General features: G+C 72.2%; 18 protein-coding genes. 12 read left to right on the top strand and 6 right to left on the bottom strand.

Going from position 1 to position 18,838, the window contains the following annotated elements:
- The first annotated feature begins 9 nt into the window (after nucleotides 1-9).
- The 3 genes from AVW11_RS11715 to AVW11_RS11705 all read left to right on the top strand — a co-directional run bounded on the left by AVW11_RS11715 (nucleotide 10) and on the right by AVW11_RS11705 (nucleotide 3,246).
- Nucleotides 10-681, top strand: coding sequence for a VIT1/CCC1 transporter family protein (locus tag AVW11_RS11715; RefSeq protein WP_060178307.1), 672 nt, complete (start codon nucleotides 10-12; stop codon nucleotides 679-681).
- Between the two features lie 249 nt (nucleotides 682-930).
- A complete protein-coding gene (locus tag AVW11_RS11710) occupies nucleotides 931-1,821 on the top strand; it encodes a TIGR01777 family oxidoreductase (protein ID WP_060178214.1) in 891 nt (296 codons plus the stop codon).
- A 153-nt stretch (nucleotides 1,822-1,974) separates the two neighbouring features.
- Nucleotides 1,975-3,246, top strand: coding sequence for an NAD(P)/FAD-dependent oxidoreductase (locus tag AVW11_RS11705; protein WP_076043947.1), 1,272 nt, complete (start codon nucleotides 1,975-1,977; stop codon nucleotides 3,244-3,246).
- Between the two features lie 108 nt (nucleotides 3,247-3,354).
- Here the strand turns inward: AVW11_RS11705 and AVW11_RS11700 are convergent, their stop codons facing one another.
- Nucleotides 3,355-4,794 carry an NsdA family TPR-like regulatory protein gene (locus AVW11_RS11700; protein WP_030849245.1) on the bottom strand — a complete coding sequence of 480 codons (1,440 nt, stop codon included), beginning with the start codon at nucleotides 4,792-4,794 and terminating at the stop codon, nucleotides 3,355-3,357.
- A 172-nt stretch (nucleotides 4,795-4,966) separates the two neighbouring features.
- On the opposite strand from AVW11_RS11700, the gene AVW11_RS11695 reads away from it, so the two are divergent.
- The 5 genes from AVW11_RS11695 to AVW11_RS11675 all read left to right on the top strand — a co-directional run bounded on the left by AVW11_RS11695 (nucleotide 4,967) and on the right by AVW11_RS11675 (nucleotide 8,394).
- The gene (locus tag AVW11_RS11695; RefSeq protein ID WP_060178212.1) at nucleotides 4,967-5,287 is read left to right on the top strand and encodes a hypothetical protein; all 321 of its coding nucleotides are present in this window, start codon (nucleotides 4,967-4,969) and stop codon (nucleotides 5,285-5,287) included.
- Nucleotides 5,288-5,363: 76 nt separating this feature from the next.
- A complete protein-coding gene (lipB, locus tag AVW11_RS11690) occupies nucleotides 5,364-6,155 on the top strand; it encodes a lipoyl(octanoyl) transferase LipB (RefSeq protein WP_030849248.1) in 792 nt (263 codons plus the stop codon).
- Nucleotides 6,156-6,274: 119 nt separating this feature from the next.
- Nucleotides 6,275-7,240, top strand: coding sequence for a lipoyl synthase (lipA, locus tag AVW11_RS11685; RefSeq protein WP_030849250.1), 966 nt, complete (start codon nucleotides 6,275-6,277; stop codon nucleotides 7,238-7,240).
- Nucleotides 7,241-7,487: 247 nt separating this feature from the next.
- Nucleotides 7,488-7,685: an SCO2195 family GlnR-regulated protein gene (locus tag AVW11_RS11680; protein WP_030849252.1), complete on the top strand. Its 198-nt coding sequence runs from the start codon at nucleotides 7,488-7,490 to the stop codon at nucleotides 7,683-7,685.
- 10 nt (nucleotides 7,686-7,695) lie between these two features.
- Complete coding sequence (locus AVW11_RS11675; RefSeq protein WP_030849255.1) at nucleotides 7,696-8,394, top strand: DUF4191 domain-containing protein; 699 nt, start codon at nucleotides 7,696-7,698, stop codon at nucleotides 8,392-8,394.
- 87 nt (nucleotides 8,395-8,481) lie between these two features.
- Here the strand turns inward: AVW11_RS11675 and AVW11_RS11670 are convergent, their stop codons facing one another.
- A complete protein-coding gene (locus AVW11_RS11670) occupies nucleotides 8,482-8,949 on the bottom strand; it encodes an RDD family protein (RefSeq protein ID WP_060178211.1) in 468 nt (155 codons plus the stop codon).
- A 185-nt stretch (nucleotides 8,950-9,134) separates the two neighbouring features.
- Between AVW11_RS11670 and glnA the strand changes: the two genes are divergently transcribed.
- Together glnA and AVW11_RS37685 are read left to right on the top strand one after the other, a co-directional pair.
- Nucleotides 9,135-10,544 carry a type I glutamate--ammonia ligase gene (gene glnA / locus AVW11_RS11665; RefSeq protein WP_030030925.1) on the top strand — a complete coding sequence of 470 codons (1,410 nt, stop codon included), beginning with the start codon at nucleotides 9,135-9,137 and terminating at the stop codon, nucleotides 10,542-10,544.
- A 167-nt stretch (nucleotides 10,545-10,711) separates the two neighbouring features.
- Nucleotides 10,712-11,302 carry a hypothetical protein gene (locus AVW11_RS37685; protein WP_206281898.1) on the top strand — a complete coding sequence of 197 codons (591 nt, stop codon included), beginning with the start codon at nucleotides 10,712-10,714 and terminating at the stop codon, nucleotides 11,300-11,302.
- A 56-nt stretch (nucleotides 11,303-11,358) separates the two neighbouring features.
- On the opposite strand, the gene AVW11_RS11655 is transcribed toward AVW11_RS37685, so the two are convergent.
- Nucleotides 11,359-12,012 carry a TetR family transcriptional regulator gene (locus AVW11_RS11655; protein ID WP_030849260.1) on the bottom strand — a complete coding sequence of 218 codons (654 nt, stop codon included), beginning with the start codon at nucleotides 12,010-12,012 and terminating at the stop codon, nucleotides 11,359-11,361.
- An 87-nt stretch (nucleotides 12,013-12,099) separates the two neighbouring features.
- Between AVW11_RS11655 and AVW11_RS11650 the strand changes: the two genes are divergently transcribed.
- Entirely contained in the window at nucleotides 12,100-12,870 is a 771-nt protein-coding gene (locus tag AVW11_RS11650; protein WP_076043946.1) for an SDR family NAD(P)-dependent oxidoreductase, read from the top strand.
- Between the two features lie 9 nt (nucleotides 12,871-12,879).
- On the opposite strand, the gene AVW11_RS11645 is transcribed toward AVW11_RS11650, so the two are convergent.
- A complete protein-coding gene (locus AVW11_RS11645) occupies nucleotides 12,880-13,398 on the bottom strand; it encodes a DUF4240 domain-containing protein (protein WP_060178208.1) in 519 nt (172 codons plus the stop codon).
- A 142-nt stretch (nucleotides 13,399-13,540) separates the two neighbouring features.
- Here AVW11_RS11645 and AVW11_RS11640 point away from each other — a divergent pair, with 142 nt between their 5' ends.
- A complete protein-coding gene (locus AVW11_RS11640; protein ID WP_076043945.1) occupies nucleotides 13,541-15,136 on the top strand; it encodes a protein kinase domain-containing protein in 1,596 nt (531 codons plus the stop codon).
- Nucleotides 15,137-15,172: 36 nt separating this feature from the next.
- Here AVW11_RS11640 and aceE read toward each other — a convergent pair whose 3' ends face one another.
- The gene (aceE, locus tag AVW11_RS11635; protein ID WP_060178206.1) at nucleotides 15,173-17,854 is read right to left on the bottom strand and encodes a pyruvate dehydrogenase (acetyl-transferring), homodimeric type; all 2,682 of its coding nucleotides are present in this window, start codon (nucleotides 17,852-17,854) and stop codon (nucleotides 15,173-15,175) included.
- A 222-nt stretch (nucleotides 17,855-18,076) separates the two neighbouring features.
- Complete coding sequence (locus AVW11_RS11630) at nucleotides 18,077-18,700, bottom strand: GntR family transcriptional regulator (RefSeq protein WP_030654838.1); 624 nt, start codon at nucleotides 18,698-18,700, stop codon at nucleotides 18,077-18,079.
- Nucleotides 18,701-18,838: the final 138 nt, after the last annotated feature.

The raw sequence follows: 18,838 nt of genomic DNA, 5'->3' as shown, positions 1-18,838 counted from the left end.
AGCGCGCAGATGAGCACACGGCTGAACTGGCTGCGCGCGGGCGTGCTCGGCGCCAACGACGGGATCATCTCCACCGCGGGCCTGGTGGTCGGCGTGGCCGGGGCCACCACCTCCCGCCCGTCGATCCTGGCGGCGGGCGTCGCCGGACTGCTGGCGGGCTCCCTGTCCATGGCGGCGGGGGAGTACGTGTCCGTCAGCTCCCAGCGCGACTCCGAGCGCGCCGCGCTCGACATGGAACGCCGGGAACTGGCGGCGGAGCCGGAGGCCGAGCTCGACGAGCTCACGGACCTGCTGGCCGAGCGCGGCCTGAGCCGGGACGTCGCCCGGGAGGCCGCCGAGCAGCTCACGGACCGGGACGCCCTGCGCGCCCACGCCCGGGTGGAACTCGGGATCAACCCGGACGAGCTGGCCAACCCCTGGCACGCGGCCTTCGCGAGCCTCGTCGCCTTCACCGTGGGGGCGCTGCTGCCCCTGCTGGCGATCCTCCTGCCGGGGCCGTCGGCGCGGGTGCCGGTGACGGTCGTGGCGGTGCTGGCGGCGCTCACGCTGTGCGGGGTGCTCAGCGCACGGCTCGGCGGGGCCCCGGTGCCGCGCGCGGTCGCCCGCAACGTGGCGGGCGGCGCCCTGGCCATGGCCGTCACCTACGCCGTCGGCACCTGGCTCGGCACCACGACCACCTGACGGACCGGCCTCCGCCCGGCCTCCGTGGGGCTCTCCGCCCCCCGCGCCTTCATCGACGGCGGGCTCGATCCTGCCGGTCGCAGGCCCTCGGTCGCAGGTCCGGCGGGCCCGTCCAGCCCCGCCGGCGATTGAGGCGCGGGCGGGCAGCGCCGTGCCGTGGCGCCCGCCGGGGCGAGGGCCGCACCCGAAAGCCGACGACGCACCCCCGAACCGCCGCAGCACAGCGCAGCGACCCGGCAGGATGGCCCCATGCGCATCGCAGTCACCGGCTCGACCGGCCTCATCGGCAGTGCACTCGTGCGGTCCCTGCGGGCCGACGGCCACGAGGTGGTGCGGTTCGTCCGGCGGGATCCGGCCCGCGCGGACGAGGCGCGGTGGGATCCGGAGCGCGGCCACGTGGACCCGGCCGGGCTGGCCGGCTGCGGCGCCGTCGTGCACCTGGCCGGGGCCGGGATCGGGGACCACCGCTGGACCGCCGCGTACAAGCGGAAGATCCGCGACAGCCGCGTCCTGGGCACCGCCGCGCTCGCGAACGCGCTCGCCGGCCTCGACGAGCCGCCCGCCGTCCTGGTCAGCGGCTCCGCCGTCGGCTACTACGGGGACACCGGCGACCGGCCCGTGGACGAGGACAGCCCCGCCGGACACGGCTTCCTGCCCTCGGTCTGCGTGGAGTGGGAGGCCGCCGCCGCCCCCGCCCGGCAGGCCGGGATCCGTACCGCCTTCGCCCGTACCGGACTGGTCGTCGCCAAGGAGGGCGGGGCCTGGGGGCGGATGTTCCCCCTCTTCCGCGCCGGCGTCGGCGGCCGCCTCGGCGACGGCCGCCAGTACTGGCCGTACATCTCCCTCCACGACGAGGTCGCGGCCCTGCGCCACATCATCGACACCCCGGAGCTGAGCGGCCCGGTCAACCTCACGGCCCCCGAACCGCTGACCAACCGCCAGGTCACCGCCGCCATGTCCCGGGTACTGCACCGGCCGGCGGTGCTGCCCGTACCGGCCGCGGCCCTGCGCGTCGTGCTGGGCGAGTTCTCCCAGGACGTGCTGGGCGGTCAGCGCGCCATCCCCACCCGGCTCCTGCGGTCCGGGTTCACCTTCCGCGACCCCGACATCGAACAGGCCATCCGCGCCGCGCTCCACTAATCGGCGTGCGACCGTGTGCGACCGTTCGTGACCCGGATGCGACCGTCGTGCGACCGGAGTTGTCCGCAATACCCGGTCCAACGAGGGTTCCCGTTCGACCGGTTGAGGGAAGGAGGATCCCCACACAGCCGCGCCGACCTCGGGGAGGGGCACGTGCTCAGCAGCGCACCCAATGCCGCACACCATGCGGACGTCGTCATCGTAGGAGCCGGAGTCTCAGGACTCGCGGCCGCGCACCACCTGATCGCAGCCGGGGTCACGGTCACCGTCCTGGAGGCCGCGGACGATCCCGGCGGACGGATGGCCACCGCCTCGGCCGACGGGTTCCGGCTCGACCGGACCGCCCAGTTGCTCAACACCGCGTACGGCGAACTCGAGCGCACCCACGCCCTGCGGGCCCTGGTCCTGCGCCCCTTCACGCCCGGCGTCCTGGTCCACACCGACGGCAGGCAGCTGCGGGCCGGGTCCCTCACTCCCGCCCGGGCCCTGGCCAGCGGCTCCCTCGACCAGGCCCGGCTCAGCGCCGCCCTCGGCAGGCTCGCCGCGCTGCCCGAGGACAAGCTGCTCGCCCGGCCCGAACGCACCGCGGCCGCCGCCCTGCGCACCCGCGGTCTGCCGTCGCGCACCCTGCACGGCGTGCTCCGGCCGCTGCTCGCCGCCCTGCTCCGCGACCCGGAGCTCACCACCTCCAGCCGGGTCGCCGACCTGGCCCTGCGCACCTTCGCCCGCGGCCGGCTCGCCGTGCCCGAAGGCGGCGCGGCGGCCCTGCCCGACCTGCTCGCGGTGGGCCTGCCGCCCGGCACGGTACGGACCGGCGTCAGGGTCCGGTCGGTGGCCACCAACCTGGTCACCACCGAGGAGCACGGCGACTTCCGCTGCCGCTCCGTCCTGCTCGCCACCGGCGCCCGCGCCGCCGCCGAACTCCTGCCCGGACTGCGCGTGCCCGCGTTCCACGAGGTCACCGTCCTGCACCACGCCACCGCCGGCCCCCTGCCCCGGGACGGCTCGCTGATCCTGGACGGGGACCCCAACTGGCCCGTCTCCCACACCGCCGTCATGAGCGCGGTCGACCCGACGCGGGCCCCGGCCGGCCGCAGCCTGGTCACCACGACCGTGCTCGGCCCGCCGCCGGCGCTGCGCACCGTCGCCTCGCGACTCGCCCGCCTCTACGACACCAGCACCCGCGAGTGGGAGCTGCTGGCCGTCCACCACACCCCGGAGGCCGTCCCCGCCATGCCCCCGCCGCACGACCGACGCCGACCGGTGCGCGTCCTGGCCGGGCTCTACGTGTGCGGCGACCACCGCGACACCAACACCGTCCAGGGCGCCCTGCACTCGGCCCGCCGCGCAGGCGGCGCGATCCTGCGCGACTTCGGCATCCCGCTCCCGGTCGCCCCGGAGCCCGCACTCCCGGTGGCGGCCTGAGAACCACCCACGACACAGGGGTCCGGTCCTCCCGCCTCGGGACCGGGCCCCTGCCGTACCCCGGCACCCGGGCGGCCCGGCGGCCCCGGCGCCCGGTTCCCGCCGCGATCAGGACAGCGCCGCCACCCGGTCCCGGTAGGTCCGCACCGCCGACGCGTCCCGGTACGGCTCCAGCCGCCGCTCGAAGTCCCGTACGTACTCCACCGCCCGCACCGACCGCATCTCCATCGCCTGCTGCGCCGCCTCCGCACCCAGGGCGCACGCCTGGTCCAGTTCGCCCAGCCCCAGCCGGGCCGTGGCCAGCACCACCCGGCAGAACAGCCGCGACCGCGCGAAGCCGGGGGCCCTGAGCTGCAGCGACCGCTCCGCGTGCTGCGCCGAGGCCCGGTACTGCTGGAGGTCCCGGTGGCAGTGCCCGAACTCGTCCGCGAGCTGCGCCTCGTCGTACAGCCGCGCCCAGTGCGGCACGTCGTCCCCCGGCCGGGCCGCGCCCAGCGCCCGCTCGGCCCGCACCAGCGAGGCCGTCGCGGCCCGGACCTCGCCGAGGACCGCGTGCCCGCGCGCCTCCGCCGCGTGCAGCAGCGCCTGCACCACCGGGGGCGGGCCGGAGCCCACGCCCTGCTGGGCCACCCGCGCCAGCTGCACCGCCTCCCGGCCGTGCCCGAGGTAGACCGCCTGCCGGCTCATGGTGACCAGCACGTACGAGCCGTACGGGCGGTCCCCGGCCGCCTGCGCGAGCCGCAGGGCCTGCACGAAGTACCGCTGGGCGAGCCCGTGCGCGGCGATGTCGTACGAGGTCCAGCCCGCGAGCCGGGTCAGGTCCGCGGCGGCGGCGAACAGCCGCCGCCCCGTGGTCTCGCCGTAGGTCCCCCGGAGCATCGGCTCGGCCTCGTGCTCCAGGTACCGCACGAGGGCCTGGCGGGCGTGCCCGCCGCCGTAGGTGTGGTCCAGGGTCCGGAACAGCTCGCCGACCGACCGCAGCGCGGCGATGTCGCCCGCCGTCACGCGCTGCCCCGGCCCCCGGTCGATCTGCCGCTGCCGGGGCACCGAGGCCCGGCCCTGGAGCGGGACGCGGGCCGCGGCCGGTTCAGCGCCCCGGGCCACGCGTTCGTCGGGCCGCCCGATCAGCCAGTCCCGGCTGGGCACGACCAGCCCGGCCGGCGTGAAGGCGATCTTGCGGAGCTCGGCGTGGGAGCCGGAGTCCTTGCGCCACAGGCCGCTCGCGATGTCCACGGCCTCCTCGGGGGTGGCCGCGAACTCCAGCCCCGCGTAGACCGGGGCGCAGGCGTCCAGGCCCAGGTCCTGCGCGGAGAGCCGGCGGCCGAGCCGCCGGGTGAAGACCTCGGCGATCAGCGCCGGGGTCGTTCCGCGCGGCTGCTGGCCGCGCAGCCAGCGGGTCACGGAGGTCTTGTCGTACCGCAGGTCGAGACCGTGTTCCAGACCGAGCTGGTCGACGCGGCGGGCGAGCCCGGCGTTGGAGAACCCGGCTTCCGCGATCAGCGCCGCCAGCTGGCGGTTGGGGACGCGCTGGGCAGGTCGTTCCGTCATCGGCTCCACGGTTTCCTGACGTGACGGACCGGAGTCCCGGCCCTTGAACGGCGTGAATGTAGCGGCGAACGTCGCCCACGCCGCCCTCTCTGCCCTACATTCATCCGATCGTGTGCAGAATCGGTAGGGCTCTTTACGGACTCGGCCCCTCCGCCCGCGTACGCTGCGGGCCATGACCCGCCGGCACCACCCGTCACACCTGCCCGAGGAGCGGCGCGAATCCACCGCTCCGCTGCCGCCGCCCGAGCTGACCGAGGCCGAGTGCCGGCGCTGCGGCACCTACATCGCGGGGCTCGACGGGCGTTACGCCTGTGGCGTGTGCGGCTGGGTGAACGACCACTCGGAGGGCCACCGGCGGCTGCCGCGCGCGGACGAGGACCCCGACCGCCCGCCCAAGGGCCGCCGCCGGCCGAAGCAACTGCCGTGGCCCCTGCCGGAGCCCGGCCCCGAGCCCGCCGCCGAGCCCGGCCCCGAGCCGCAAGCGGGGCCCTGAAGGGGTCCGCACGGGCGGCCGTACCCTTGCCCAGTGAAGTACGTGCACACAGCAGGTTCAATGAGGAGGCGCTGCGGTGGCTGAGCTTGGGTTTGTCCGTCTGGGCTTCGGAGCCGAATCCGTCGAGTACACCCAGGCCTGGGAGGAGCAGCGCAGGGTGCACGCGGCCCGCTTCGCGGACGAGGTCGAGGACACCTGCCTGCTGGTGGAGCACCTGCCGGTCTACACGGCGGGCCGGCGCACCGACCCCAGTGAGCGCCCGCTCGACGGCACCCCCGTCATCGACGTGGACCGCGGCGGGAAGATCACCTGGCACGGCCCCGGCCAGCTCGTCGGCTACCCGATCATGAAGCTGCCCCGGCCGGTGGACGTGGTCGCCCACGTGCGCCGCCTGGAGGAGGCGCTGATCCGCACCGCCGCCGAGTTCGGCCTGGAGACCACCCGGGTCGAGGGCCGCTCCGGCGTGTGGGTGCTCGGCGACCCGGTCGAGGAGCGCCCGAAGATCGGCGGCCTCTCCCTGGACTTCGACCCGCGGCTCGCCGACGAGGAGTTCGACCCCCGGCTCAACGGCCCCGAGTACGCCCCCTCCAACGCCGGCCAGCGGCGCGAGGACCGCAAGCTCGCCGCCATCGGGATCCGGGTCGCCAAGGGCGTCACGATGCACGGCTTCGCTCTCAACGTGAACCCGGACAGCACCTGGTTCGACCGGATCATCCCCTGCGGGATCCGCGACGCCGGTGTGACCTCGCTCTCGTACGAACTGGGCCGGGAGGTCACCATCGCCGAGGTGCTGCCGGTCGTCGAACGCCACCTGAAGGACGTACTGGAGCACGCCGAGTTGCGTCCCCGCGAGATCGAGACCGCATAGAGACCTCCCGGCTGCGGGAATGAGTCCGGCCGCCCGCAGGTTGGGCGACGTAAGAGCGTACGAAATTACGGGCGTACCCTGGTGGGCGCCCGAACAATCGAAGTCACAGGGAGCCGGTCGTGTCCGCAGTCGCACCCGACGGACGCAAGATGCTGCGCCTCGAGGTCCGGAATGCCCAGACCCCCATCGAGCGCAAGCCCGAGTGGATCAAGACCCGGGCGAAGATGGGCCCCGAGTACACCAAGATGCAGGCCCTGGTGAAGGGCGAAGGACTGCACACGGTGTGCCAGGAGGCCGGCTGTCCCAACATCTACGAATGCTGGGAGGACCGCGAGGCCACCTTCCTCATCGGCGGTGACCAGTGCACCCGGCGCTGCGACTTCTGCCAGATCGACACGGGCAAGCCCGAGGCGCTGGACCGCGACGAGCCGCGCCGCGTCGGCGAGTCCGTCGTCACCATGGACCTGAACTACGCCACCATCACCGGCGTCGCCCGCGACGACCTGGCCGACGGCGGTGCCTGGCTGTACGCGGAGACCGTGCGCCAGATCCACCAGCAGACGGCGGGCCGCGAGGCCGGCCACACCAAGGTCGAGCTGCTGGCCCCCGACTTCAACGCGGTGCCGGAGCTGCTGGAGGAGGTCTTCGCCTCCCGCCCCGAGGTCTTCGCGCACAACGTCGAGACGGTGCCGCGGATCTTCAAGCGGATCCGCCCGGGCTTCCGCTACGAGCGCTCCCTCGACGTGATCACCAAGGCGCGCGAATACGGCCTGGTCACCAAGTCGAACCTGATCCTCGGCATGGGCGAGGAGCGCGAGGAGGTCTCGCAGGCCCTGAAGGACCTGCACGAGGCCGGCTGCGAGCTCATCACCATCACCCAGTACCTGCGGCCCTCGCCGCGGCACCACCCCGTCGAGCGCTGGGTGAAGCCGGCCGAGTTCGTGGAGCTGGCGAAGGAGGCCGAGGAGATCGGCTACTCGGGCGTGATGTCCGGCCCGCTCGTCCGGTCCTCGTACCGTGCGGGCCGCCTCTACCAGCAGGCCATGGAGAAGCGCAGCGGTGCCGAGGGGCACGCGACCGTGTGACCTGGGCGCGACTGTACGTGTGAAGTCGCGCACAAAGTGCTACTGATGAGTAATACCGCATCGGCGCGGCCCCTAGGCTCTTTCCCGAGGAGAGAACCCGGCGGGCCGCGTCGGCGTATGCAACGTGTCCATCACATTTGACCGACCGGTCACGCCCTGGTAACACCAGTCAGTGACGCTGGGTCCACGCACCGTAGACACCCGCCCACCTCGCGAAGACGTGAGCATCGTGAAAGGGATCGACATCATGCAGGCCGCGCCCGTACGCGCCATCGCCATCCCGACGCTCTCCGACGCCTTCCGGGGCCTCGAATCCCTCCTCATGAGCGGGGCCCGCCGCAACGCCTGGACGGCGGTCCTGGAGGACCGCAAGAGGGCCAAGGACCGGGTCGAAACCGAACACGTACTTGAGGCCGCGGCTACCCGAACCCCGCAGGCCACGTAAACTTCGCTGTATGGCGAGGAAGTCAAACGCAGAGACTGCTGCGAACCCCGGGCGACTGAAGCAGATCGCCCTGACGTACAAGATGACGCGCAAGGCCGACCCGAAGGTCGGTCTGATCGTCGCGGGCGTGGGAATCGTCACCTTCGGTGTCTTTCTTGCGATCGGCTTCCTGATCGACCACCCGGTCTACCTGGGCATCCTGGGCTTCCTGGTGGCTTTCCTCGCGATGGCGATCGTCTTCGGGCGACGGGCCGAGCGGGCTGCCTTCGGGCAGATGGAGGGACAGCCGGGAGCGGCCGCGGCCGTACTGGACAACGTGGGACGGGGCTGGACGACCACCCCGGCCATCGCGATGACCCGGCAGCAGGACATCGTCCACCGTGCCGTGGGCAAGGCCGGCGTCGTGCTGATCGCCGAGGGCAACCCGAACCGGGTGAAGCCGCTGCTCGCGAACGAGAAGAAGAAGATGGCCCGGATCATGCCGGACGTGCCGGTCCACGACTTCATCGTGGGCACGGGCGAGGGCGAGGTGCCGCTCAAGAAGGTGCGCACCACCCTGCTCAAGCTGCCGCGCGTACTGACCGGCCCGCAGATCACCGCGGTCAACGACAAGCTGCGTGCCATGGGTGACCTCATGAGCAACATGCCGCTGCCGAAGGGCCCCATGCCCAAGGGCATGAAGATGCCGCGCGGCGGAAAGATGCGCTGACACGCTCAGCCGATTTTCGTATACGACACACGGGCGCCCCCCGAGCCGGCCGGCTCGGGGGGCGCCCCTGTGTCTGCTCGCAAGCTGCTAGATGCGGACCTGGACGGCGCGCGCGAGGCGGTCGTGGAGGCCGCGGCCGTCGCGGTCCCAGATCAGCGCCGGGACGACCAGGGCCAGCAGCAGCGTGCGCACGACCACCCGGACGATGCCGAGGCGGCCGCCGTCCTCCGCGACCACGCGCAGGCCCAGCAGCCGCTTGCCGGGCGTGAAGCCCACGGTGCCGACCGTCAGGACGGTCAGGGCCACGAAGAGGCCGAGGGTCCAGTTGCCCGCGGCGCCCAGGTTCCCGCCGGTGATCAGCCCGTAGGCGATGAGCTGGCAGCCGATCCAGTCGAGGGCCACGGCTGCGATCCGGCGCCCGAAGCGCGCCACCGAGCCGGAGCCCTGCTGCGGCAGGCCGAGCCGCTGGCCCGGATAGCCGAAGTCGACGCCCATCTCCTCGGCGGCCGCCTTGGGGCCGGAGAGCCAGGATCCGATTGCCTGTCTGTTGTCCACCCGACCACGGTACCGGTGGCGCCTCACGGCACTCCGGCCGGACCCTGGTTAACTTGTGCGAAACAAATGGGTCATGCTTGGGAAATCCCGTCTGCTTATGGTCGGGTCAGCGTGCGGCACCGCACTGACGCACCACGAGCTATAAAGCCCGTCCCTCCCCCGGGGCCGGGAGTAGGAGGAGTTGGATGTTCCAGAACGCCGACGAAGTCAAGCAGTACATCGAGGAGAACGACGTCAAGTTCGTCGACGTCCGCTTCTGCGACCTGCCTGGTGTGATGCAGCACTTCACGATCCCGGCGCGGGCATTCGACCCGGCGGAGGAGCTCGCCTTCGACGGATCCTCGATCCGCGGCTTCCAGGCGATCCACGAGTCCGACATGGCGCTGCGCGCCGACATCACCACCGCGCGCCTGGACCCCTTCCGTCGCGACAAGACGCTGAACATCAACTTCTTCATCCACGACCCGATCACGGGTGAGGCCTACAGCCGCGACCCGCGCAACATCGCGAAGAAGGCCGAGGCGTACCTCGCCTCCACCGGAATCGCCGACACCGCGTTCTTCGGTCCCGAGGCCGAGTTCTACATCTTCGACAGCGTGCGCTTCGCGACCACCGCGAACGAGGGCTTCTACCACATCGACTCCGAGGCCGGCGCCTGGAACACCGGTTCCGAGGAGAACAACCGCGGCTACAAGGTCCGCTACAAGGGCGGCTACTTCCCGGTCGCCCCGGTCGACCACTTCGCGGACCTGCGCGCCGAGATCTCCCTGGAGCTCGACGCCCAGGGCCTCCAGGTCGAGCGCCAGCACCACGAGGTCGGCACCGGCGGCCAGGCCGAGATCAACTACAAGTTCAACACGCTGCTGGCCGCGGCCGACGACCTGATGCTCTTCAAGTACATCGTGAAGAACGTCGCCTGGAAGAACGGCAAGACCGCGACCTTCATGCCGAAGCCGATCTTCGGTGACAACGGCTCGGGCATGCACGTCCACCAGTCGCTGTGGGCCGGCGGCGAGCCGCTGTTCTACGACGAGGCCGGCTACGCGGGCCTGTCGGACACCGCCCGCTACTACATCGGCGGCATCCTCAAGCACGCCCCGTCGCTGCTCGCCTTCACCAACCCGACGGTGAACTCCTACCACCGCCTGGTGCCGGGCTTCGAGGCGCCGGTCAACATGGTGTACTCGCAGCGCAACCGCTCCGCCGCCATGCGCATCCCGATCACGGGCTCGAACCCGAAGGCCAAGCGCGTCGAGTTCCGCGCGCCGGACCCGTCCTCGAACCCGTACCTGGCCTTCTCGGCCCTGCTCCTCGCGGGCCTCGACGGCATCAAGAACAAGATCGAGCCGATGGAGCCGATCGACAAGGACCTCTACGAGCTCTCCCCGGACGAGCACGCGAACGTCCCGCAGGTCCCGACCAGCCTCGAGGACGTCCTCAAGGCCCTGGAGGAGGACCACGAGTACCTCCTGGCCGGCGGTGTCTTCACCCCCGACCTGATCGAGACCTGGATCGACTACAAGCGCACGCACGAGATCGCCCCGATCGCGCAGCGTCCGCACCCGCACGAGTTCGAGCTGTACTTCGACCTCTAAAATGCCTGATGGGAGGCCCCCCGCCACGCTCCACGGAGCGAGGCGGGGGGCCTTTCCGCTTTGACAGGTCGGCCGGTCGGAGTGAGGGTGGAAATGACCTAAAGGCCCCATAAGCGAGACATGTTCGGAGGTGCATGAGAATGCGCCGTAGGATCGTTGCGGCAACCATGGCCGGAGCCGCAGGAATCGCCCTAGGTCTGCTCCCCGTAGCCAGTGCTTCGGCCTCGGTCGTATCCGGCAGTGGCGGCGGGAACGGCGGCTACGACTGCTACCGGTACCCCTCGCACCGCTCGGACGCCCGGTGGGACTACTGCTGCAACCGCGACTGGCGCGACCGTCCCAGCTGGTGCTGGGACAACGCGGGCGTCGGCGGCGACCGCGGCTACTGGCGCGACAGCAACTGGCGCGACTCCGACTGGCGCCACAACAACTGGCACGACGACGCGAACTGGAACAACTCCGGCCGCGGCGGCAACGGCAACTGGAACGACTGGGGCAACGGTCGCGGCGGGAACGGCGACTGGGGTGACGGTCGCGGTGGCAACGGTGACTGGGGTGACGGTCGCGGTGGCAACGGTGACTGGGGTGACGGTCGCGGTGGCAACGGTGACTGGGGCGGCGGCGGCGGTGGCGGCGGCAACGGTGACTGGGGCGGCGGCGGCGGCGGTGGCGGCGGCAACGGTGACTGGGGCGGCGGCAACGGCGGCGGCAACGGTGGCGGCAACGGTGGCGGCGGCTGGGGTGGTGGCGGCCGCTGAGACCGATCGGACCACGGAGGGCCGTGGGACCGGGGCGATGCCCCTGCGGCGCTGGTTCAGCGCAGCAGGGGCATCGCGCCCGTGAGGTCGCGCAGGCACCGCACCGCGAGTTCGGCGGGGGAGCCGGCACCCGCGACGGGGGCGTCCGTCTGCGACCACAGCTCCAGCGCCACCCGGATCGAGTCCGTGGCGGCGGCGGCCAGCAGCCGTACCTCCCGCAGCTCCGCGTCCGCCCCCGCCAGCCTGCCGATCACCGGGACCAGGCGCTCCTCGGACTCCTGGTTCACGCGGTACCAGACGGCCCGCAGGGCCTCGTCGTCCGCCGCCGCGCGCAGCAGGCCGCGGGTCACCTCCAAGCCCTCCTCGACCGCCTGCGGGCCGCTCAGCGACCGGGTGACGGCGCGTTCCAGGGCCTCCCCGAGGGGGGTGCCCGGGTCCTCCTCCGCCAGCAGGGCGCGCCAGGCGTCGCCGCCGCCCGCCAGCAGCGGGGCCACGGCCTCCTGCTTGTTGCGGAAGTAGCGGTAGAAGGTACGCAGCGCCACGCCCGCGCGGTGGGCGATGTCCTCGGCGGTGGTGCCGTCGGGGCCGTGCGCGGCGAACAGTTCGCAGGCCGCGCGGGCGATGTCCAGCTGGGTGGCGGCCTTGCGGCGCTCGGTCAGCGACTGGGCTCCGGAGCCGGCCTGGGGGGCGTAGGGACGAGGGGATCTCACGGGGTGCAGCCTACCGTCCGCCCCTCTCCAGGCAGGCATTCTTTGTCAGCCTGACAAAACGTGCCACTGCTTCGGTACGCTCACGCCATGAACCGTTACGAAGGACGTCGCGTCCTCATCACCGGCGGCGGCTCCGGCATCGGCCGCGCCACCGTCCACCGGCTCCTCGCCGAGGGCGGCCGGGTCCATGCCGTGGACATCGCCGAGGCCGGCCTGAAGGCCACCGCCGAACACGCCGCCGCCGCGGGCCACGCGGACCGGCTGACCACCGCACTCCTCGACATATCCGACGAGAACGCCGTCAGGGAGGGCGTGGCCGCCGCGACCCGCGCCCTCGGCGGGATCGACGTACTCGTCAACGCGGCCGGCATCCTGCGCTCCGCGCACACCCACCGGACCACGCTGGAGCTGTGGAACCAGGTCATCGGGGTCAACCTGACCGGCACCTTCCTGATGATCCGCGAGACCCTGCCGGCCCTGCTCGCCGGCGACCGGCCGGTCGTGGTGAACTTCAGCTCCACCTCGGCGTCCTTCGCCCACCCCTACATGTCCGCCTACGCGGCCAGCAAGGGCGGTATCCAGTCCATGACCCACGCGCTGGCCGCCGAGTACAGCAAGCAGGGCCTGCGCTTCGTCAGCGTCGCACCCGGCTCCATCGAGAGCGGCATGACCACCGGCAGCGGCCCCGGCCTGCCCGAGGACACCGACTGGTCCCTCTTCGCCAAGCTCGCCCCGGCCATCGGACAGGGCTTCGCCGGCCCCGAGACCGTCGCCGGCGTCGTCGCCATGCTCGGCTCCGAGGACGGCGCCTTCATCACCGGCACCGAGATCCGCATCGACGGCGGCACGCACTGCTGAAGCGGGGCGTCAGCCCCTGAACCGGTCCCACAGCCGGGGGAAGCGCTCCGCGAGCACGGCTTCGTTCTCGAAGTCCAGCGGGGTGCCCTCCGGCTCCGCCGCCTGCAACGCGATGCCCAGGTCCGGGGCCACCGCCCCGGTCAGCTGCTCGTACGCCTCGTCGGCCGCGTACCCGAGCTCCTCGCCGTCCCCGTCGATCTCCTCGTCGAAATCACCCAGCAGCTCCGCCAGACGGTCCGGATCGTGCACCCCGCCCTCGAAGACCTCCCGGCCCTGGCCGATCAGCCAGCAGCGGAAGTAGTCGAAGGCGTCGTCGCTCGCCCCGTCGAGCAGCACCCAGGCCGCACCCCACAGGTCCCAGGTGTACGCCCGGTTGTACCGCGACTCGAAGTGCCGGGCGAAGTCCAGGACGGAGTCCGGATCGAGCTGCGCCAGCCGCTCCACGAGCAGCTCGGCATGCTCCTCGGGGTCGCCGTCGGCGGCCTCGCGGGTACGGTCGACGATCTCCCAGAACTCCGTCTCGTCCATCACGGCTCCAGCATCACGGCTGCGCCCCCGCACCGCCACCGCGTATGCGTCGAAGGGCTGGTTCCGCCCTTCCCGGTTCCGGGCGCGCCGCGCCCCCGCGGCCCCATACTCGACGGCAGGGCACGGCGGGGCGGGAGGGTTCATGCGGGGTGGACTGGCCGAGCGGGACACGCTGATCGACCGGAGGTACCGGCTGGGGACCGTACTCGGCGCCGGCGGGATGGGGGAGGTGTGGGAGGCGCTCGACACGCGGATGCAGCGGCAGGTCGCGGTGAAGCTGATCCTCCCCGAGCCCGGTCCCCGCGAGACGGAGGTGGAGCTGCGCTTCCAGCGCGAGGTCCGCGCGGCCGCCCTGCCGAACGAGCACACCGTGGCGGTGCACGACTGCGGAACGGCGCGGCTGGGCGGACGGCGGCTGCTCTACCTGGTGATGGAACGCCTGCACGGGATCACCCTGGACGAGGCCTTCCGGCGTCCGTCGGGAGTGCCGTGGCCGGAACTGGTCGACTGGGCCGCGCGGATCGCCGCCGCCCTGTCCGCTGCGCACGCGCAGAACCTCGTACACCGCGACATCAAACCGCAGAACGTCGTGCTGACCTCCACCGGGGCGGTCAAGGTCCTCGACTTCGGCGTGGCGGCCTTCCTCGGCGACACCCTGCGGGCCGCGCCCCTCACACCGGACGGCACCGGGCCGGGCACCCCCTGGTACATGTCCCCCGAGCAGTGCCGCGGCGACGCCGTGATCGACCACCGCGCCGACCTCTACAGTCTGGGCTGCCTCCTGTACGAGGGACTCGCGGGCACCCCGCCCTTCACCGCCACCACCTTCCACGGCGTGCTCTACCGGCAGGTCCACGAAGAGGCGCCCGAGCCGCTCGTGGACGGCGTCCCGTCCCGGCTCCTCGACCTGGTGATGCGGCTGCTGGCCAAGGACCCGGCCGACCGGCCCCCGGACGCCGACACCGTGGCCCGCGAGCTGGAGCAGGCCCGGGGCGAGCACCTGCGGGAGCGGGAGGCGGCGCGGGAACGGGCCGCGCGCGAGGAGGCCGACCGGATCGAGCAGGACGCCCGGGCCAGGGCGCGGGTACTGGAACGGAAGGCCGCGGAGAACGCCCTGCGGGTGCTGACCGAGGCCGAGCAGGACCGGGCCGAAGCCGCCGAGCTGCGCGCACGGGCGGAGCAGGCCCGGGCCGAGGCGCTGCGCGACGCCGAGTCCGCCGCCGGCCTGCGCGCCTGGGCCCTGGAGACGGACCGGGCCGCGCGCAAGACCCAGGAGGAGGCGGCGGCCCGGCTCCGGGAGGTCGACTTCGTCCACGAGGAGGCCCGCGCCCTGGCCACCCGGGCCGCCGCCGCCCTGGCCGAAGAACTCCGCGAACGCCGGGAGAGGGCCGAGCAGGACCTCGCGCAGTGGGAGGCGGAGGCCGAGGAGCGCGTCGCGCGGGCCGAGGAGTACGCACAGGGGTGCTGGCTGGAAGCGGAACGCGCACTGGACGACGCGGACGAGCAGGCCCGGTTCGTCCGCCTCGATGCCCGCAGGTGGGCCGAGGGGCTGGTGGCGGAGGCGCGCGCGGAAGCCCGGCGCCTACGGGAGGAAACCGCCTGGCAGCTCGACGCGGAGCGGGCCGATCTGAGCCGCCACCTGGAGACCGCGCTGCGGCGGCTGGGCCGGGCCGGGGACCGTCCCGTCCACGCACCGCCCGGGCCGGTGGAAAAGCCCGGAGGCGGCCCGCCCCGCTAGGGACGGACCGCCTCTCGGTTCGGTCGTGCACACGGCTCAGAGGCCGTAGCGCTCCCGGGCCTCCTTGACGGCGGAGGCCGGTACCTCGCCGCGGCGGGCGAGCTGGGCCAGCGCGGCCACCACGATCGACTGGGCGTCGACACCGAAGTGGCGGCGGGCGCCCTCACGGGTGTCGGACAGACCGAAGCCGTCCGTGCCCAGCGAGGTGTAGTCCTGCTCCACCCACTGGCTGATCTGGTCCGGGACCTGGCGCATCCAGTCGGACACGGCGAGGACCGGGCCGGCCGCACCCTCCAGGGCGCGGGTGACGTACGGGGTGCGGACCTCGCCGCGCAGCAGCGCCTCGTCGCACTCCAGCGCGTCGCGGCGCAGCTCGCCCCAGGAGGTGGCGGACCAGACGTCGGCGGCCACGTTCCAGTCGGCGGCGAGCAGCGCCTGCGCCTGAAGGATCCAGTGGATCGCGGTGCCCGAGGCCATCAGCTGGATCTTCGCGGCGTCGGCGGCCGGCGCGTTCTCCAGGTCGGAGGCCTGGTTGAAGCGGTAGAGGCCCTTGAGGATGCCCTCCTCCACGCCCTCCGGCATCGCCGGCTGCACCTTCGGCTCGTTGTAGACCGTCAGGTAGTAGAAGACGTCCTCCGGCTGCTCGCCGTACATGCGCCGCAGACCGTCCTTGACGATCACCGCGATCTCGTACGCGAAGGCCGGGTCGTAGTTGAGCGACGCCGGGTTCGTGGACGCGATCAGGTGCGAGTGGCCGTCCGCGTGCTGGAGGCCCTCACCGGTCAGCGTCGTGCGGCCGGCGGTGGCGCCGACGATGAAGCCCTTGCCGAGCTGGTCGGCGAGCTGCCACATCTGGTCGGCGGTGCGCTGCCAGCCGAACATCGAGTAGAAGATGTAGAACGGGATCATCGGCTCGCCGTGCGTCGCGTACGACGTGCAGGCGGCGATGAAGTCGGCCATGGCGCCGGCCTCGGTGATCCCCTCGTTGAGGATCTGGCCGTCCTTGGCCTCCTTGTAGTACATCAGCTGGTCGCGGTCGACCGGCTCGTACGTCTGACCCAGCGGCGAGTAGATGCCGGCCGACGGGAAGAGGGACTCCATACCGAAGGTACGGGCCTCGTCGGGGACGATCGGCACCCAGCGCTTGCCGGTCTCCTTGTCCCGCATCAGGTCCTTGACGAGGCGGACGAAGGCCATGGTGGTGGCCATCTCCTGCTTGCCGGAGCCCTTGATGAGCGGGGCGAAGGAGCGCTCGGCCGGGGCGGGCAGGGCCACGTGGTGGACCTTGCGGGCCGGAGCCGGGCCGCCGAGGGCCGCGCGGCGCTCGTTGAGGTAGCGCACCTCGGGGCTGTTCGCACCGGGGTGGCCGTACGGGACCTGGCCGCCCTCGAAGGCGCTGTCCGGGATCGGGAGTCCGAGCTTGTCGCGCATGCCCTTGAACTCGTCGATGGTCAGCTTCTTCATCTGGTGGTTCGCGTTCTTCGACTCGAACCCGGCACCCAGGGTGTAGCCCTTGACGGTCTGCGCCAGGATGACCGTCGGCGCGCCCTTGTGCTCCAGGGCGGCCTTGTACGCGGCGTAGACCTTGCGGGGCTCGTGGCCGCCGCGCGAGGTGTGGAAGCACTCGGCGATCTTCGCGTCGGAGAGCAGGCCGCCGAGGGCGGTGAGCTCGGCGTTGGCGCCGAAGAAGTGCTGGCGGATGTAGGCCACGTCGCGCGTCGCGTACGTCTGGAACTGCGCGTCCGGTACCTCGCGCAGGCGGCGGACCAGGGCGCCCGTGGTGTCGAGCTGGAACAGCTCGTCCCAGGCGGAGCCCCACAGGGTCTTGATGACGTTCCAGCCGGCGCCGCGGAACTGCGCCTCCAGCTCCTGGACGACGCGGAAGTTGGCGCGGACCGGACCGTCGAGGCGCTGCAGGTTGCAGTTGATGACGAAGGTCAGGTTGTCGAGCTGCTCGCGGGAGGCCAGGGCCAGGGCGGCGGTCGACTCCGGCTCGTCCATCTCGCCGTCGCCGAGGAAGGCCCAGACGTGCGAGTTCGCGGTGTCCTTGATGTTCCGGTTCTGCAGGTAGCGGTTGAAGCGCGCCTGGTAGATCGCGGAGAGCGGGCCGAGGCCCATCGAGACCGTGGGGAACTCCCACAGCCACGGCAGGCGCCGCGGGTGCGGGTAGGAGGGCAGGCCGTTGCCGCCGGACTCCTGCCGGAAGTTGTCGAGCTGCTGCTCGGAGATCCGGCCGTCGAGGAAGGCGCGGGCGTAGATGCCGGGGGAGGCGTGGCCCTGGATGTAGAGCTGGTCGCCCGACCCGTCGGCCTCCTTCCCGCGGAAGAAGTGCTGGAAGCCGGTCTCGTACAGCCATGCGGCGGAGGCGAAGGTGGCGATGTGGCCGCCGACGCCGTACTTGGAGCCGCGGGTCACCATGGCGGCCGCGTTCCAGCGGTTCCAGGCGGTGATCCTGGCCTCCATCGCCTCGTCACCCGGGAACTCGGGCTCCGCGGAGGTGGGGATGGTGTTGACGTAGTCCGTCTCCAGCAGCTTCGGCAGGGCGAGGCCGGCGGCCTCGGCGTGCTGGAGCGTGCGGCGGAGCAGGTATTCGGCGCGGCGCGTACCGGCGGCCTGTGCGACGGCGTCGAGGGAGGCCGCCCATTCGGCGGTCTCCTCGGTGTCGCGGTCCGGGAGCTGGTCGAGCTCGCTCGGAAGCTTTCCTACGGGGTCGGACATCGCTGTGCGCCGCCTTCCGGACAAAGGAGAGGTGGTGAAGAAAATCCCTGACGGGCAGGACAGGGTCGGTGGACCTGGTTGAGGCCCGGCGACGACTGTAAATCCCTGATCGATGATCGATCAAATAAAAGTGACAAAGAAACGTCGTTCTGGCAAAAGTCGGCACCGCGTGCCAGTAAAGCGGGCACGCGGTGCCCGTGCAAACCGGGGCGAAACAGTCGCTCAGGCCCGGGGTGCGCAGCCCAGGACGTGCCGCTTCACCAGGACGCCGATGTCCGGATCCCGACTGCGGAAGGCCTCCACGAGCGCCTCGTGCTCCTCCGCGTAGGACTTCTGGACGGTCCCCAGCCAGCGGATGGACAGGGCCGTGAACACCTCGATGCCCAGGCTCTCCCAGGTGTGCAGCAGCACGCTGTTCCCGGCCGCCCGCACCATCTCCCGGTGGAAGCCGACCGTGTGCCGCACCTGCGCCGTGCCGTCCGAGCTGCGGTCGGCCTCCCACAGGGCCGCCACGTGCGGCTCCAGCGCCGAGCAGTCGGCCGCCAGCCGCGGCGCCGCCAGCTCGGCCGCGATCTGCTCCAGACCCGCCCGGACCGGGTAGATCTCCTCCAGGTCCGCGGCGGAGAGGTTCCGCACGCGCACACCCTTGTTCGGCGCGGACTCGATCAGCCGCAGCGTCTCCAGCTCGCGCAGCGCCTCCCGTACGGGGGTCTGGCTGACCTCCAGCTCCACGGCGATGCGCCGCTCCACGATCCGCTCACCGGGCTTCCAGCGTCCGCTGACGATCCCCTCCACGATGTGCTCGCGGATCTGCTCGCGCAGCGAGTGCACGACGGGTGGGGTGATCATCGGGGCTTCATCTCCTGGTGGTGAGCAGGGTTGCGGGGCCTGATGCGTAGACAATACGGCGGCGCCCCCGCCCGGGAGTATCCCGGACGGGGGCGCCGACAGTGAGGCTGGTTACAAGCCGTTCGGCTCAGAGGC

The organism is Streptomyces amritsarensis (genome assembly GCF_001953875.1).
Taxonomy (GTDB): Bacteria; Actinomycetota; Actinomycetes; order Streptomycetales; family Streptomycetaceae; genus Streptomyces; species Streptomyces amritsarensis.
Note: the sequence above shows the minus strand (reverse complement) of the source record. Positions and strands in the feature narration are given on the sequence as shown.